This window comes from Chitinophaga agrisoli, assembly GCF_008386695.1.
GTDB classification, from domain to species: Bacteria; Bacteroidota; Bacteroidia; order Chitinophagales; family Chitinophagaceae; genus Chitinophaga; species Chitinophaga agrisoli.
Genome location: NZ_VUOC01000002.1, coordinates 169092 through 184291, shown reverse-complemented (window position 1 = coordinate 184291; position 15200 = coordinate 169092). Strand labels below are relative to the sequence as shown.

Below are 15200 nucleotides of genomic sequence, written 5' to 3'. Positions count from 1 at the left end.
AATCACCAAATCAAAAACTTGCTTTGTCTAAGTCGTTATTCCGCAGGAAGTCATTATCCACTATACTTAAAGATGCGAAAGAGGGGTTAACGGAGGCGCATGGTTCCGGTCTGCAGCTGCACAGGGTGCTGAAAGTGAAGGACCTTACGGCCATGGGTATAGCGGCAGTTATTGGGGCAGGTATCTTTTCTACCATTGGAGAGGCGTCTTTTCACGGCGGCCCCGGCGTATCGGTCCTGTTTGTGATCACCGCCATCACCTGTGGTTTCTCTGCCCTGTGTTATGCGGAATTTGCTTCGCGCGTACCGGTTTCCGGAAGCGCCTATACGTATTCATATGTGACTTTTGGCGAGCTGGCCGCCTGGGTAATAGGCTGGTCGCTCATCCTGGAATATGCCATTGGAAATATAGCCGTAGCCATCTCATGGAGCGGCTATTTTAATAATCTGCTGTCTGGTGTTGGCCTGGAGCTGCCCGGTTGGCTGATCAGCAACTACGATAATGCTTCGCCGGAAACCCTGGCTGCCGCCCCGCATATCGCGGGCCTGCCCATTGTACTGAACCTGCCGGCTTTCCTGGTGGTGGTATTTATCACCTGGCTGGCCTATGTGGGCATCCAGGAAAGTAAACGCAGCGCCAATGCAATGGTGGCCTTTAAGATCCTGATCATTGTATTTGTGATCATACTGGGCGCATTCTATGTAAATACGGACAACTGGCATCCCTTTATGCCCAACGGCTTTTCCGGGGTATTAAAAGGGGTATCGGCAGTGTTCTTTGCCTATATTGGCTTTGATGCGGTAAGCACCACGGCGGAGGAATGTACCAATCCCCAGCGGGACCTGCCTAAAGGCATGTTCTATTCCCTGATCATCTGTACCATCCTGTACGTGCTTATTTCCCTGGTGCTGACCGGTATGGTGCCCTTTACCCAGCTAAAGGTGGCCGATCCGCTGGCATTTGTGTTTGACGCGGTGAACCTGAAATGGATCAGCTATATCATCTCCATCAGCGCGGTGATTGCCACCACCAGCGTGCTGCTGGTGTTCCAGATAGGGCAACCCCGTATCTGGATGAGCATGAGCCGCGATGGCCTGTTGCCTAAACCTTTCAGTAAGATCCACCCGCGGTTTAAAACGCCTTCTTTTGCCACCATCATTACCGGCATACTGGTAGGTGTACCGGCCCTGTTCCTGAACCTGACCATTGTAACGGACCTGACCAGCATAGGTACCCTGTTTGCCTTTATACTGGTATGCGGCGGCGTACTGCTGCTGCCCAAGGATGACAGCAATACCCAACGTTTCCGCCTGCCTTATATTAACGGACAATGGATCGTACCGGCGCTGCTGCTGCTGTTTGCCGTTCTTTTCAGGGGCGCGCTGGCAGAAAAATACTCCTTTGCCCAGGGCTGGGACGTATGGAAACATAATATCCCGTTCTTCCTGTTCACGATCGTAGCTATACTGCTCAGCATCTTCTCCTTTACCCGCAAGCTGTCCCTGATACCCGTACTAGGCCTGTTAAGCTGTTTTTACCTGATGACGGAGATGGGGATCAAGAACTGGATCGTTTTCACTATCTGGCTGCTGACAGGGCTGCTGATCTACTTCACCTACAGCTATCGCAATAGTAAATTAAACACCGCTACCGCCGTATCCTGACATTGATTTACGGATCATTCTGCTTGATTCTCATTGGTTATTGCCGGTGCGGAATGGCCGCGTTCTGCGGAAAATTTCGTATATTAGGATAAGCTCTTTGATCCTAAAAAACAAATGTTATGAATCTGCTACAGCAAATTGAAACCTGGGGCGACAGACACCACCCTAAATGGCTGGACGTGATACGCATGTGCTTAGGCATCTTCCTGTTTTATATGGGTGTGCTGTTCATACAGAATCGGGACGCATTAACCGCCCTGATCAACGAGAAACCCTTCTTAACGGTGGTGTCTTTCGGACTGGGACATTTGATCGTATTTGCCCACCTGGCCGGCGGCCTTCTCCTGGCGCTGGGATTATTAACAAGAGTAGCTGCCCTCGCTAACATACCGGTTTTACTGGGCGCAGTATTGTTTGTGCATTCCCCCACGGGGCTATTTGCCACTTACTCGCAGCCCGGCCTTTCCATTCTTGTCCTGTTGCTGCTGATACTATTTTTGGTAGAAGGCGGCGGTCCCCTGTCACTGGATACATATATGCGCCGTCATGCCAGCTGACGCATATCCCGGGAAGGACAATTCTGATTTTAGATTTACGATTTAAGACTTTAGATTTGGGGTCCGGCAGACCTGGCTGGTTTAATTACAACCTGCCAGATTTGTCATGAGCCCAATGTCGTAAGTTTAAAATGTCAGTGGGGAGAATGCTATATGAAATATGAAATCGGCGATAAGATCATACTGCTGCATTCCAAAGAGGAAGGCACCGTAGTAGACATCGTAAATCAGGAGATGGTGATGGTAGAAGTGGGCAAGGTGACCTTTCCCGTATACCTGGACCAGATTGACTTCCCCTATTTTTACCGTTTTACGGAAAAAAAGCAACCCAGCGCTGCTCCGCGTAAAATACCCGGAGATGAGCTGCCCATCGAAAAAAAGAAATACGAGACCATCCGTATGGATAAGGGCGTATTCCTGTCGATGCTGCCCATTTACCAGTTTGATGGGATAGAAGACCATATAAGCCTGCTCAAATTCCACCTGTTGAATGAGACCAGCCGCCACTACAATTTCCATTTTCAGATCTGGCTGCGCCAGCAGCTGGAGCTGGAGATCAAAAACGAACTGCTGCCTTTTGCCCATTTTTACCTGGCAGACCTGCTGTTTGAGAACCTGAATGATAATCCCCGCTTTGAGTTCACCTTTTCCCTGAAGCAGCCCGATCCAAAACTGGCCCCCGCTTTCCAAAAGACCTGGAAGATAAAGCCCAAACAGCTGTTCCAGCAGCTGAATGACCTGCGGGTACGCCGGGATGCCATGTTAAGCTACCCGCTGTTTGAAAAGTACCCGGATAAAGCGCCTGCCGCTACACAAACCTTTGATACGGTAGATGTGGGCAAACTCTCCCCCCTGTACAGCAAGATCCAGTTGGCCCCGGAAACGCCCATACAGCCCAAATACGAAGTAGACCTGCATATAGAAAAAATAACGGACGACTGGAGAGGCTTAAGCAATATTGCCATCCTGGCCATACAATTGAATGAGTTTCAGCGTTACCTGGACCTCGCCATTGCCCATAAGCAGGTGAGCATGATCGCTATTCATGGCCTGGGCAAGGGCAAACTGCGGGATGAGATCCACCAGGTGCTGCGCCAGACGCCGGAAGTAGGCAGTTTTGTAAATGAGTACCATCCCCGCTACGGGAACGGTGCTACGGAAATATTCTTTAAGTACTGAGGCGTTAAGAACTGATAGTCTTTCCATTAATATTTTAAGTAATATCCACAGGGGGATTTTCATCGTTCTTTTCTTCGTAAATTCGCAGTCAATAATAACGTATGACTACAAACCGGTGCTATCGTCTTTGCCGTTGCAAAACGGGGGGAAGGAAAGTCCGGACAGCATAGGGCAACGCACCACCTAACGGGTGGGATCCTGGTGAAAGACCGGGATACAGACAGTGCCACAGAAAATAACCGCTCCCGCGATAGCGGGAGTAAGGGTGAAAATGTGGGGTAAGAGCCCACGTTCCGGTATGGCAACATGCCGGGAGGGTAAACCTTGCGTGCTGAAATGCCATGTATACGGTCGTTTGAGGGCTGCCCGCCCGATGACCGAGGGTAGGCAGATACAGGTGACGTGCGAACGTCATCGCAGATAAATGATAGCAGTTCTCCCGCTTGCGGGAGGAAACAGAATCCGGCTTACAAGGTTTGTAGTTTTATGTTGTTATTCCCCTATACCCGCAGCAACCAAACTAAAACGCAATAATCTATGGATCACAAAGAAGAAAAGACCTGGGGCGCCCTCGTGCACCTGGGCGGCATTATCGGTATGGCTATCCTGTCCCATGTGGGGAATATCATAGGCGCGCTGGTAATGTGGCTGATCAAGCGTAATGATTCCGCCTTTATCGATAACCAGGGCAAAGAGGCCCTGAACTTCCAGATCACGCTGAGTTTTATTAATGTGGCCATTGGGGTGCTGTACGGTATCCGCCATGGCGTATGGGCATTCCGCCATATGTGGGATAATGACTTCAGCTTCCGCCATATAGATTTCTTCACCTTCTCTTCCGCTTACGGTATTGTATGGCTCCTGAACATCATCTTTTCTATCATAGGCGCTGTACGCGCTAATAAAGGTGAGGCGTACCGCTATCCTATCAGCTGGAGGATCGTGAAATAATATACTGGTAAAAAAGAAAGAGCGGATATGTAGCATGTACATATCCGCTCTTTTTATATCTGGTAATTAACCGGTTATCCTTTCTTCACAGGCTGCATCTTAGGCTTGGTCTTCTTATCACCGTTCACAATGCTGTCCGCCATCTTTAATGCATTGTAAGCATTTACGATACCCCCTGTAACAGACAATGAGCTAAAAGGCACTTTCTCGTCAGAGCCGGGTTTGATCACCAGGCTATCCCTGGGCGGTACGGCGCTTTTTTCCAGTATCATCTTCAGCTGCGGCGCAGTAAGGGTAGGGTAGTAGGAGAGCACCAGGGCGGCTACGCCGGTCACTACCGGGGCGGCCATACTGGTACCGCTGGCGCTGGCGTATTTGTTACCGCCATCTACCGTGGAATAGATCTGCACGCCGGGCGCAAACAGGTCTACCTCTGTTTTACCATAGTTGGAAAAGTTAGCTACCCTGCTGGTGAGCGAGCGGCCGGAGCCGGAAGCGCCTACTGTAAGTACATTAGTAGCTATCGTGTGGTCGTTAAAATGCGGGGAAGGGAAATTGTCTACCCTGTCATTGTCGTTAGAGTCGTTACCGGCGGCATGCACCATCAGTACGCCCTTGGACTGTGCGTATTTAATAGCGTCATCCACCCAATCCTTGTTAGGAGAGAAGGATTTGCCAAAGCTCATATTGATCACCCGGGCGCCATTATCCGCTGCATAGCGGATGGCCAGGGCCACGTCCTTATCGCGCTCGTCGCCGTCTGGTACGGCCCTTATGGCCATGATGCGCACATTGTCCGCAACGCCATCCATGCCAATACCGTTATTACGGGAGGCTGCAATGATACCGGCTACGTGCGTGCCATGGAAGGGGGAGCCTGCCATTACATCATTGTTGCCGTAGAATTTGTCGTTAATATCGTCTTGTTTGTCTCCGATGATCTCCGGCCGTTTATCCACCAGCATCTCGTCATTCCTTTCGGCTTTTTTCTTCAGGTCCTTAAAGTATTCTTCAAATTCAGACTTAAATTCCAGGTAGGCTACATTGGTATCGTCCCCGTTGATCTTAAACAGGCGCAGCATAAACTGCTTGGCGACCATCACGTCCTGGTCAGTGGTTTCGATACTGTCAAGTTTAGCCTTAGTAAAATCATCCTGTTTCAGGTAGGAGGTGAGGATGTAGGCGGATTTCTTCATGTTCTCCTGCACCTTCACCATGGTGCGGTAGTTGGCTTTATATTGGCTTACCGGCTTTACCACCTTATCCACCAGCCTTTGCCAGTAGGCATATTCGCGGGAGGTTTTGTCCAGGGTGGAGTCCGGGTTGCCGTAGATCCTGCGGTAGCGGAAGTATTCGCGGGTGGCCTCGTCCGTATCTTCCTTCATGTTGCGGCCATCTTTATTGCCCAGGAAGTTCCAGCCATGGATATCATCTACATAGCCGTTGCCGTCATCGTCAATGTTATTACCAGGAATTTCCTTTGGGTTGGTCCAAAGGATGGAGCGGAGGTCTTCGTGAGTGGTATCAATCCCTGAGTCGATCACTGCTACCAGGATAGGCGTGCTTTTTTTGCCTTTTAACAGCTCTTTATAAGCCTTATCCGCTGCAATCCCATACACACTGTCTTTCTCATAGCTTAAAAGGTGCCAGTTCCTGGGTACTGAGGTGCCTTGTGCAAAAGCGCCCGCAGACGCTGTCATTAACGCAACACTTCCCACCAGTACGGCTGCTCTGCGTACATTCATGTTGTAAGTAGTCTTTTTTAGTCAGATGTAACCCTATCGTTATTTAATACAGGTGCTCGTTTAAAAAACACTTGTTAATTAATATTGGTAAGTAACTGTCTTATGACAAACAATTTAAATACCAGTATTGGTTAAAGATATGTAAAATGCGTTTACTCGGAAGGAATAATCTGACGAGCGTTAAAAAAAGCTGATCACCGACATTCGTCATTGCAACTGACCATCTTTATTGCAAAAAAACTTGCTTCTTTTCTAGTTCAGAAAAATAACAGGTTTTGAGATTAACCATCAATTAACAAGTGCAAGCCCCTTATTATCAAATGTTAATGGAAGAAACAGGGAACTACCCTAACTTTGCATTAAATTCGAAGTGCCAAAATAGGGCCGGTTGACCGTTCATAGAAAAGATTATAGCACAAAAGTAGAATATGAATTGTCAAAAAAAAGTATAATATTTATCACTGGAAGAATGTTTGAAGGCCATCTTCGGCTTATCAGATGTTTTTCTCATAAGCATGGTTTCCGTTTAACGAAAAAGCGAGGTTCTCTAACCTCGCTTATTTTTTGCTTTTTGCTATGGTAAATGGAAAGACGGTCCTCCCCTAAAACGTGGATATTCCCTGGTTTATTGCACCTGTTATTAATGATTTATAGATTGTTTTATATCATATATGATATATCATTTAATGCAATTGCAGATGAATTGCAGCGAAGGGTGCAGGAAAATACAGCGAGCATGATTGAAAAATTTCAGCAGCTGGATAGGGGGAGCATTGCCACGGCGCGTAGCCTGCCGGAAATTATTACGCCGGCGTAAACACTTTCCAGAAGCGTTCACGCCGGCGTATAAAACACAGCATATAGCTGTAACTGTTAGAGATCAAAAGAGATGCCCTGCGCCAGGGGCAGGCGGTTAGAATAGTTGATGGTATTGGTTTGGCGGCGCATGTAGTTCTTCCATGCATCGGAGCCGCTTTCCCTGCCGCCGCCGGTCTCTTTTTCGCCGCCAAAAGCCCCGCCGATCTCCGCGCCGGAGGTGCCAATGTTTACATTGGCTATACCGCAGTCAGAGCCCGCAGCGGAAAGGAAATGTTCTGCTTCCCGCAGGTTCAGGGTCATAATGGCGGAAGAAAGTCCCTGCGGTACGCCATTCTGCATATCGATGGCTTCCTGCAGGTTTTTATATTTCATTACATACAGCAGCGGGGCAAAGGTCTCATGCTGTACGATATTATAATGGTTCTGTACTGCTGCAATGGCGGGTTTTACATAACAGCCGGACTCAAAGCCCGCGCCATCGAGCACGCCGCCTTCCACCAGGAAATGGCCGCCCTGGGCGGTTACCTGCTGCAACGACGCCTGGTACAAGCTTACGGCGTCCTTATCGATCAATGGGCCCACATGGTTGTTTTCGTCCAGCGGGTTGCCAATGCGTAGTTGTTTGTAGGCATTTACCAATTTCTGGGTAAAGGCATCGTACACGCTTTCATGGATGATGAGGCGGCGGGTGCTGGTACAGCGCTGGCCTGCGGTGCCTACAGCGCCAAATACACAGCCAATAAGCGCCATATCCAGGTCTGCAGACTCAGAGATGATAATGGCATTGTTGCCGCCCAGTTCCAGCAAGGCCCTGCCTAAACGGGCGCCTACGGCGCTGCTTACGGCTTTGCCCATACGGGTAGAGCCGGTGGCGGATATTAGGGGGATGCGGGTATCGTTGGCCAGCCATTCGCCTACCTCGCGGCCACCGGCTACCAGGCAGCAAACGCCCTCCGGCACCTGGTTGGCGGCAAAAACGCTTTGTACGATATGCTGGCATACCAGGGCGGTGACCGGCGTTTTCTCCGAGGGCTTCCAGATACATACATTGCCGCATACCCAGGCCAGCATGGAGTTCCAGCTCCACACCGCTACGGGGAAATTAAAAGCGGAAATAATGCCGGTAATGCCCAGTGGATGCCATTGCTCATACATCCGGTGCCCGGGTCTTTCAGAGTGCATAGAAAGGCCGTATAACTGGCGGGAAAGGCCCACGGCAAAATCGCAGATATCGATCATCTCCTGTACCTCGCCATACCCTTCCTGCAGGCTTTTGCCCATTTCGTACGAGACCAGTTTGCCCAGCGCCGTTTTATGGGTACGCAGGGCTTCGCCTATCTGGCGCACCACCTCGCCGCGTTTGGGCGCGGGCCATTGCCGCCACTCGTGAAATGCCTGTCCGGCAGCCGCTACTACGGCGTCAAACTCGTCCCTGCCGGGGCTTTGCACGTCTGCAATGTGCTGGCCGTCAACTGGTGAAACGGAACTCAGCACAGATCCTGTGCCGCTGAGCCAGTGAGCGCCCGTGCTGACGCCGCTGTGCTTTGCGGTTATGTTGAACTGTTGAAGGATATCCTTTATCATGGGGTGCAATTTAAGGAATTAGCTGTTAGTGGTTAGCTGTTAGCTGTTAGTGTATGCAGCAGCTACTTACTTTCTGTTTGCGAACGGTAAGTACTTTCAAATATCTTGTCTGCATTGCCGGCCTCAAAGCCATCGCGGCGGTGCTCCCGCTTCAGTTCCGCGGCGGGCAGGTGGGCAAACTGCGGCAGCGCCTTCCGCTCTGCAAACTCCACATAAGAGCCGGCAATACGGTAGTTTTCGTTATTGGCAAAAGTAGCCGTGATCATATTGGCCACCGTAGCGCTTTGCAGCAGGGCCCCATCCGGGCTTACCTTTATTTTGCCGCCGGCATTGTTAAGGGTAAAGCCGCTCCGCTCCAGGAAATCGTTGAAATCCGCAATGGTATTGTAGCCCTGCGGCAGGTTATGTACGCTGATGGTAAAATGGTTCAGGTAATAGCGATTATAGATCACCCAGGCGGCGTATTCGCTTTCCGCGGCCAGGGTCTTATAATCCTCCAGCGTAGGCAGTCGCCACAGACCGCTATGCAGGAAGGTATCCACGGCGGCGGCATCGTCCAGGTTAAGGGCGTCTACCGGGTCTGTTTTCACCTCATCCGTATAGCCGGTGATCAGCTGCTGTGCCCGGGGGCTCAGGTCCTGCACCCGCAACTCGCTCAGGAAAATACGGGGGAAATGCGGCGCCGGCGGGGCATACCAGTAGGCGTCCAGTTTCTTTTCGCGGAAGTAATAAGCATCGCGTTTTGTATAACCATAATGCAGGAAGATCTTCTCCAGCGACTGCATGCCCAGCTGGGGCACGCCCATTGTACGGAAGGCGATATGATCATTTTCAATAGCCTCCGGGGCGGGAATGATGCCTTCCTTTATCATGGTCTGGATGATGGCCTTTACATCCGGCACACGCTCCATATAGCGCTGCATAAGGCCATTGAGTACCTGGGTAAGCATTGTTATTGGTGTTTTTTATAAAGATAAAGGACGATGGCCTATTGACCATCGTCCTCCTGTTTTATCCTAATATTGTTCGTGTTCATTGGGGAAGTCCCTGGCCTTCACATCGGTAATATACTGACGGGTAGCGTCCAGGATCTGCTCGTACAGGTTCAGGTAGCGGCGCAGGAAACGAGGCTTAAACTCCTTGTTAATACCCAGCATATCATGCATTACCAGTACCTGGCCATCTACATACATGCCGGCGCCAATACCTATCACGGGTATCTGTACGGTCTCTGCTACCTGTTTGGCCAGCTGGGCCGGTATCTTTTCCAGCACAATGGCAAAACAGCCGGCTTCCTGCAGCAGTACGGCGTCTTTCAACAGCTTCTGGGCTTCTGCTTCTTCCGTAGCGCGTACGGCATAGGTGCCAAATTTATAAATGGATTGCGGTGTTAATCCCAGGTGGCCCATCACGGGTACGCCGGAGGAGATAATACGTTTTACGGATTCTATGATCTCTTCGCCGCCTTCGATCTTAATGCCATGCGCGCCGGTTTCCTTCATGATACGGATGGCGGAGCTGAGCGCTTCCTTAGAGTTGCCCTGGTAGGAGCCAAAAGGCAGGTCTACCACTACAAAGCTGCGTTTAATGGCCCTTACCACAGAGGAGGCGTGGTAGATCATCTGGTCCAGCGTAATGGGCAGGGTGGTTTCGTGGCCGGCCATTACATTGGAGGCGGAGTCGCCCACCAGTATCACGTCAATGCCTGCATCATCAAAGATGCCTGCCATAGAGTAGTCATAGGCGGTAAGCATTGAGATCTTTTCCCCATCGATTTTCATTTTTTGCAGTACATGGGTAGTAATGCGTTTAACTTCCTTGTGTACAGACATCTGATAATTAGCTTTTAGCGTTTAGCTGTCAGCGGTTAGCATTGGAACTTTTAGCCATTGGTAACAAGCTAAAAGCTAACTGCTAAAGGCTAATAGCTTTAATACTGGATCACAAATTTGGGGAATATATTGATGAATACGGCAATTTTTTTTAAGCGTGGCTGTGGCTGATCTCCGCGTAGAGGGATTGTATAAGACCATCGGCAAGGCCTATTTTTGGCACATAGATCTCCTGGGCATCTGCCCAGCGCATCACATTTACATAGATCTGGAGGGCGGGCACGATCACATCCGCGCGGTCTTCCCGCAGGTTATACAGGTGGATCCGCTCTTCTACGGTAAAGTTGGCAAACTCTTTATAAAAGTCTTTCAGCGTATCCAGGGAAAGCGGTTTGCCTTCCTTACGTTTGGAGAGGGAGAAGATCTTATTGATATTACCGCCGGAGCCGATGGCCGTAATGGGGCCGTAGCCGCGGAGCTGCTGTTTGATGATATCTTTCATCTGCTGCCACTGGGCATCGGTAACCTGATGCTGCAGCAGGCGGATGGTGCCTATATTGATGGAGGTTTTGAAGACAAGCCGGTTGCGGCTGAAGAAGGTGAGCTCCGTGCTGCCCCCGCCTACATCTATATACAGGTAAGAGTGGGTGGCGGCCAGGTGCTCTGCTATATGGTTCTCGAAGATAAAGGAGGCTTCCTCTTCACCGGTGATGATGCGGATATCGATACCGGTTTCCTGTCTTACCTGTTTGAGTATTTCCCTGCCATTGGTAGCATCGCGCATGGCAGAGGTAGCAGCTGCTTTGAGGTATTTTACCTCGTACACTTCCAGTAACAGTTTATAGGCCTTTACGGTGTTCATCAGCTCTTCCGCCTTCCGGTCAGAAATAGTGCCGGTGCTGAATACGTCAAAGCCTAAACGCAGGGGTACACGGACCAGGTTCACCTTGGTGAAGTCCATTTCCCCATTGGTTTTAGGCGATGCTTCTGAGATGAGCAATCGTGCGGCGTTGGACCCAATATCGATAGCGGCCAGTTTCATTGATAACGCAAAATAAGCAAAATAATGTGCTGATGTGCTAATATGCTGATGTGCTAATGGAAAAATAATACGGGTCCATTAGCACATCAGCACATTGGCAAATGAGCACATTGGTTAAATCGGGTACTGCCTTTCGTGCAGATACCGGTGTATCTCTATCTGGGAACGTATCTTTTTACCGGAGCTGTCCCGTTTGTATTCATTCTTCTGCTCGTTATCGAGTATACGGGTCTTTACATTGCCGCTGAGCTGGATGTTCATGATATCTTTTAGCTCCTGTTTAATGATAGGATCTATAATGGGAGCAGCGGCTTCTACGCGGTGGTCCAGGTTACGGAGCATCCAGTCACAGGAGGCGATGAACATCCTTTCCTGTCCGCCGTTATGGAAGATAAATACCCTGGCATGTTCCAGGTACTCGTCTATAATACTTACGGCGGTGATATCCTTTTTCCATTTCTTGTTTTCCGTATAGGCGCAGCAGATGCCACGGATCACCATCTTAATGTCCACGCCTTCCCTGGCGGCCTCGTACAGTTTGGCGATCATCTCCGGATCTGAAAGGGAGTTCATTTTGATGATCATACCGGCCGGTTTTTTATGCCGGGCGTTTTTGATCTCCTTATCGATCATCCGCATAAAGAAGGGACGCATGCTGTAGGGACTTACCGGCAGGGTGGTACAGGCTTCCAGTAGCTTTATATCGTGCCGGGGATGTTCCAGGTAGCTGAAGATGCGGTTAATGTCCGCCACTATATTACGGTTGGCCGTAAGCAGGCAATGATCGCCATATACGCGGGCGGTTTTCTCGTTCAGGTTGCCGGTGCTGATAAAACCGCATTGCACGGTTTTGGTGCCTATCCTTTTTTTGATCACACAGAGCTTGCCGTGCACTTTCATGCCGGGAATACCTATCAGCACCTTTACGCCTTCGTCTTCCAGGCGGGTTTTCCACTCCAGGTTATCGGCTTCGTTAAAGCGGGCGCGTAGCTCCAGGGCTACGGTCACCTGTTTACCGTTACGCACGGCGTTCACCAGGGCATTCATGATCTTAGAGTTCCGCGCCAGGCGGTAGGCCGTGATCTTGATGCTGGTAACGTTTGGGTCGATGGCGGCTTCGCGCAGCAGGTCTATGATGGTGTCAAAAGAATGATAAGGGAAATGCAGCATTACATCCTGTTGCTGTATGACATGCATTACGCTGGGCGCATTCACAAACAGCGGATGTATAAAGGTTTTACGGTGCGGCGGTGTTTTAGCGCTGAATACCGCATCCGGGAAATCCATAAAGTCCTTGAAGTTATGGATCCGGGCGCCGGGTATCAGGTTGTCTTTTTTAGACAGGCCCATACGGCGCATGAGATATTCCAGCAGTAGCGGGTCCATATCTTTATCGTACACAAAACGAACGGGCTTGCCCTTACGGCGGTCTTTTATGCCTTTTTCCAGCTGATGGATAAGGCTGGTAGATACGTCGTTATCTATATCCAGTTCAGCATCGCGGGTTACTTTAATGATATGGGCCTCAAATTTATCGTAGCCAAAATAGGAGAAGATATTCGGGAGGGCAGAACGCACCACATCCTCCAGGAGAATGAGATCATGCTCGCCCTCTTTGGAAGGCAGCAGGATAAAACGGGGCAATATGGCGGTAGGGATCTCTATCAGCGCAAACTTCTGGCGTACGGAATTATCCTGGCGGGCCAATACTACGGCCAGGTAGATGGATTTATCACGCAGGAAGGGGAAGTGCTGGATACTTTCTATCATCAGGGGGATGATATTGGTACGTACCTCATCATCAAAATAGCTCAGCACAAACTTCTGCTGTTCCTTATTCAGCTGTTTTTCTGTACGAATGAAGATCTTTTCTGCGCGCAGCTCTTCTTCTATGCCTTTCCAGATGCGGTCAAACTCCCGTTGTTGTTGCAGGCTTATCTGTTGTATCTCATCCAGGATCTGGTCCGGATGATCTTCCAAGTGTACCTTGGCGGATTTGCCAAAAGATAACATACGTTTAAGGGTAGCTACCCGTACCCGGAAAAATTCGTCGAGGTTATTGGAGAAAATGCCCAGGAAGCGGATCCGCTCACGCAGCGGTACGGTGGGGTCTGCGGCTTCCTGTAATACCCTTGCATTGAATGATAACCAGCTTACGTCCCGGGCTATCATCTTCTTTTTGGAAAGGCCTTCCTTCTTTTTGTGGTCTTTCATTTCAGCTGTTATGTCCGTAACCGGCATCATATCATCTGGCTCACTTTTCGTCAAACGCATATATTGTTTTTGCATTCAGAGGTTCACATCAGATACAACAATACGTTTTTTGAGAGAAAAACGCATGTTAATTTAAAGTTACACATTCCGCGTGAACTTACGCAGGTATTTCTGCCGTACCCGGACATAGAGCATGGCAGACAACAGCAGGAACAGCGGAAGCGTCATAAAACGGAAACGCATATTCTCGCCTATTTCCAGCAGGTTGCCGGTAACCAGCACAAACAGGATATTAAAACAGGTAAAGGCAATAACGATGGTGCATGTGTTCGCCCCGTTCTTCTTTTGCCTGCAGCAGTACAGCAGGGAAGCAAATAATACCAGCATGGTAATACCCCCCAGCAGGATGTTCATGATGCCGATATAACCATGCCAGATCCTGATATCGCCCAGGTTAAACAACGCGTTATAACGTGCAATACGTTTGCGGTTCTTTTCCAGGTGGAAATAGTCGGACGCCGGGGAAAAATAGAGGGTATTGGCGATCAGCACACGATGCAGATAGCGGTTGGCGCGGTATTTAAGGGAGTGGACCGCGCCCTGTTGGAACCGTTGAGAGATCAGCAGGTAATTGATATTATTAAAATTATCGTCGCCATTGGACTTACATTCCTGTTGCAGTACGGGCACCTGCTCCAACGGCCCATGATAGAGTGGTATAAAGGGCTTGTAGCGGCAAAGGGGTTTAAAGGGGCCCTGGGCCACCAGTTGCCGGGTCATACTATCCAGGTGCAGGCTCTTATATTGTTGCGCCGGTCCGGGTGGCAGCATGATCCTGGAGATGTTCATACCAAACCAGCTGCTGGCGCCCCAAAAGCCAAATACGAGCAGATTTTTGTAATACCAGGCGCTTACCAGCAGCAGCGGGCCGGCAGCCGCCAGCAGTATGGTACCAGCCTGGCGCCGGCAAAGGACCGGTAAACCAGCCGCGATAAACAGTAGCCAGCACAGGTGAAACATACTGATGGTAAGTGCCAGGGCCCCCAGCAGTATAAAAAAGGCAAAGCACCAGATAGCGCGCCGGGTTTGCAGGAACCGCAGTAACAGGTATACAGATATGCTGAGCATACACATACCGGGGAAGGTGTAAAACAGCCAGTTTTCATACAGCACCAGACAGGGCGAAACGGCAAACACGCCAGCTATCGTAAAAGAGAGTACAGCCTTTTGCGTTAGTAAGACCATGGAACGATATAGCAGCAGGGATTGCAGCAAACCCAGTAACAGATAGCTTAGCTCCAGCACGGCGGCATAATGCAGCGGAAACAGCTTAAGGACAATACCCAGGAAAAGATTGTATAACGGCGGCTGGCTATGCAGGTACCAGATGCTTTGCAGCAGATGATGTTGTAATAACTGCGGGTCGATGATCTGCCAGCCTATCCACAGATGGCTCATATCAAACTCCAGATGGAAGAATAGCTTAAAGGCTAACCGGCTTGCCAGTGTAATAATTACGAGCCAGGCCACATAGCGTTGTTGCATACAGGCAGGTATAGGGTGAATGGTAAGATTGAGGGGTAGGGGCCGGGTTAATGGGATTACTAAAATAG

The 15200-nt window shown here is 49.9% G+C and carries 11 protein-coding genes and 1 other RNA gene; 5 read left to right on the top strand and 7 right to left on the bottom strand.

Annotated elements, in window-relative coordinates; all coding sequences use genetic code 11:
• Window positions 1-23: 23 nt before the first annotated feature.
• The 5 genes from F0L74_RS08215 (at window position 24) to F0L74_RS08195 (ending at window position 4351) form a co-directional block, all read left to right on the top strand.
• Window positions 24-1664, top strand: coding sequence for an amino acid permease (locus F0L74_RS08215; RefSeq protein WP_149837385.1), 1641 nt, complete (start codon window positions 24-26; stop codon window positions 1662-1664).
• Between the two features lie 119 nt (window positions 1665-1783).
• The gene (locus F0L74_RS08210) at window positions 1784-2221 is read left to right on the top strand and encodes a DoxX family membrane protein (RefSeq protein WP_149837384.1); all 438 of its coding nucleotides are present in this window, start codon (window positions 1784-1786) and stop codon (window positions 2219-2221) included.
• A 153-nt stretch (window positions 2222-2374) separates the two neighbouring features.
• Window positions 2375-3400, top strand: a complete 1026-nt coding sequence (locus tag F0L74_RS08205) for a Smr/MutS family protein (protein ID WP_149837383.1) — start codon at window positions 2375-2377, stop codon at window positions 3398-3400.
• Between the two features lie 105 nt (window positions 3401-3505).
• Window positions 3506-3886: RNase P RNA component class A (gene rnpB / locus F0L74_RS08200), an RNA gene on the top strand.
• A gap of 51 nt (window positions 3887-3937) precedes the next feature.
• Complete coding sequence (locus tag F0L74_RS08195; RefSeq protein ID WP_149837382.1) at window positions 3938-4351, top strand: DUF4870 domain-containing protein; 414 nt, start codon at window positions 3938-3940, stop codon at window positions 4349-4351.
• Between the two features lie 74 nt (window positions 4352-4425).
• Here the strand turns inward: F0L74_RS08195 and F0L74_RS08190 are convergent, their stop codons facing one another.
• The 7 genes from F0L74_RS08190 to F0L74_RS08160 form a co-directional block, all read right to left on the bottom strand.
• Window positions 4426-6096 carry a S8 family peptidase gene (locus F0L74_RS08190; RefSeq protein WP_213086925.1) on the bottom strand — a complete coding sequence of 557 codons (1671 nt, stop codon included), beginning with the start codon at window positions 6094-6096 and terminating at the stop codon, window positions 4426-4428.
• 873 nt (window positions 6097-6969) lie between these two features.
• Window positions 6970-8499: an L-piperidine-6-carboxylate dehydrogenase gene (amaB, locus tag F0L74_RS08185; RefSeq protein WP_149837381.1), complete on the bottom strand. Its 1530-nt coding sequence runs from the start codon at window positions 8497-8499 to the stop codon at window positions 6970-6972.
• 62 nt (window positions 8500-8561) lie between these two features.
• Entirely contained in the window at window positions 8562-9449 is an 888-nt protein-coding gene (locus F0L74_RS08180; protein WP_149837380.1) for a DUF1338 domain-containing protein, read from the bottom strand.
• A 66-nt stretch (window positions 9450-9515) separates the two neighbouring features.
• A complete protein-coding gene (panB, locus tag F0L74_RS08175) occupies window positions 9516-10331 on the bottom strand; it encodes a 3-methyl-2-oxobutanoate hydroxymethyltransferase (protein WP_149837379.1) in 816 nt (271 codons plus the stop codon).
• Window positions 10332-10482: 151 nt separating this feature from the next.
• On the bottom strand, window positions 10483-11373 hold the full coding sequence (locus F0L74_RS08170) for a Ppx/GppA phosphatase family protein (protein ID WP_149837378.1): 891 nt from the start codon (window positions 11371-11373) through the stop codon (window positions 10483-10485).
• 114 nt (window positions 11374-11487) lie between these two features.
• Window positions 11488-13647: a polyphosphate kinase 1 gene (gene ppk1, locus F0L74_RS08165; protein WP_246197659.1), complete on the bottom strand. Its 2160-nt coding sequence runs from the start codon at window positions 13645-13647 to the stop codon at window positions 11488-11490.
• Between the two features lie 78 nt (window positions 13648-13725).
• Window positions 13726-15132: a hypothetical protein gene (locus tag F0L74_RS08160; protein WP_149837377.1), complete on the bottom strand. Its 1407-nt coding sequence runs from the start codon at window positions 15130-15132 to the stop codon at window positions 13726-13728.
• Between the last annotated feature and the right edge of the window lie 68 nt (window positions 15133-15200).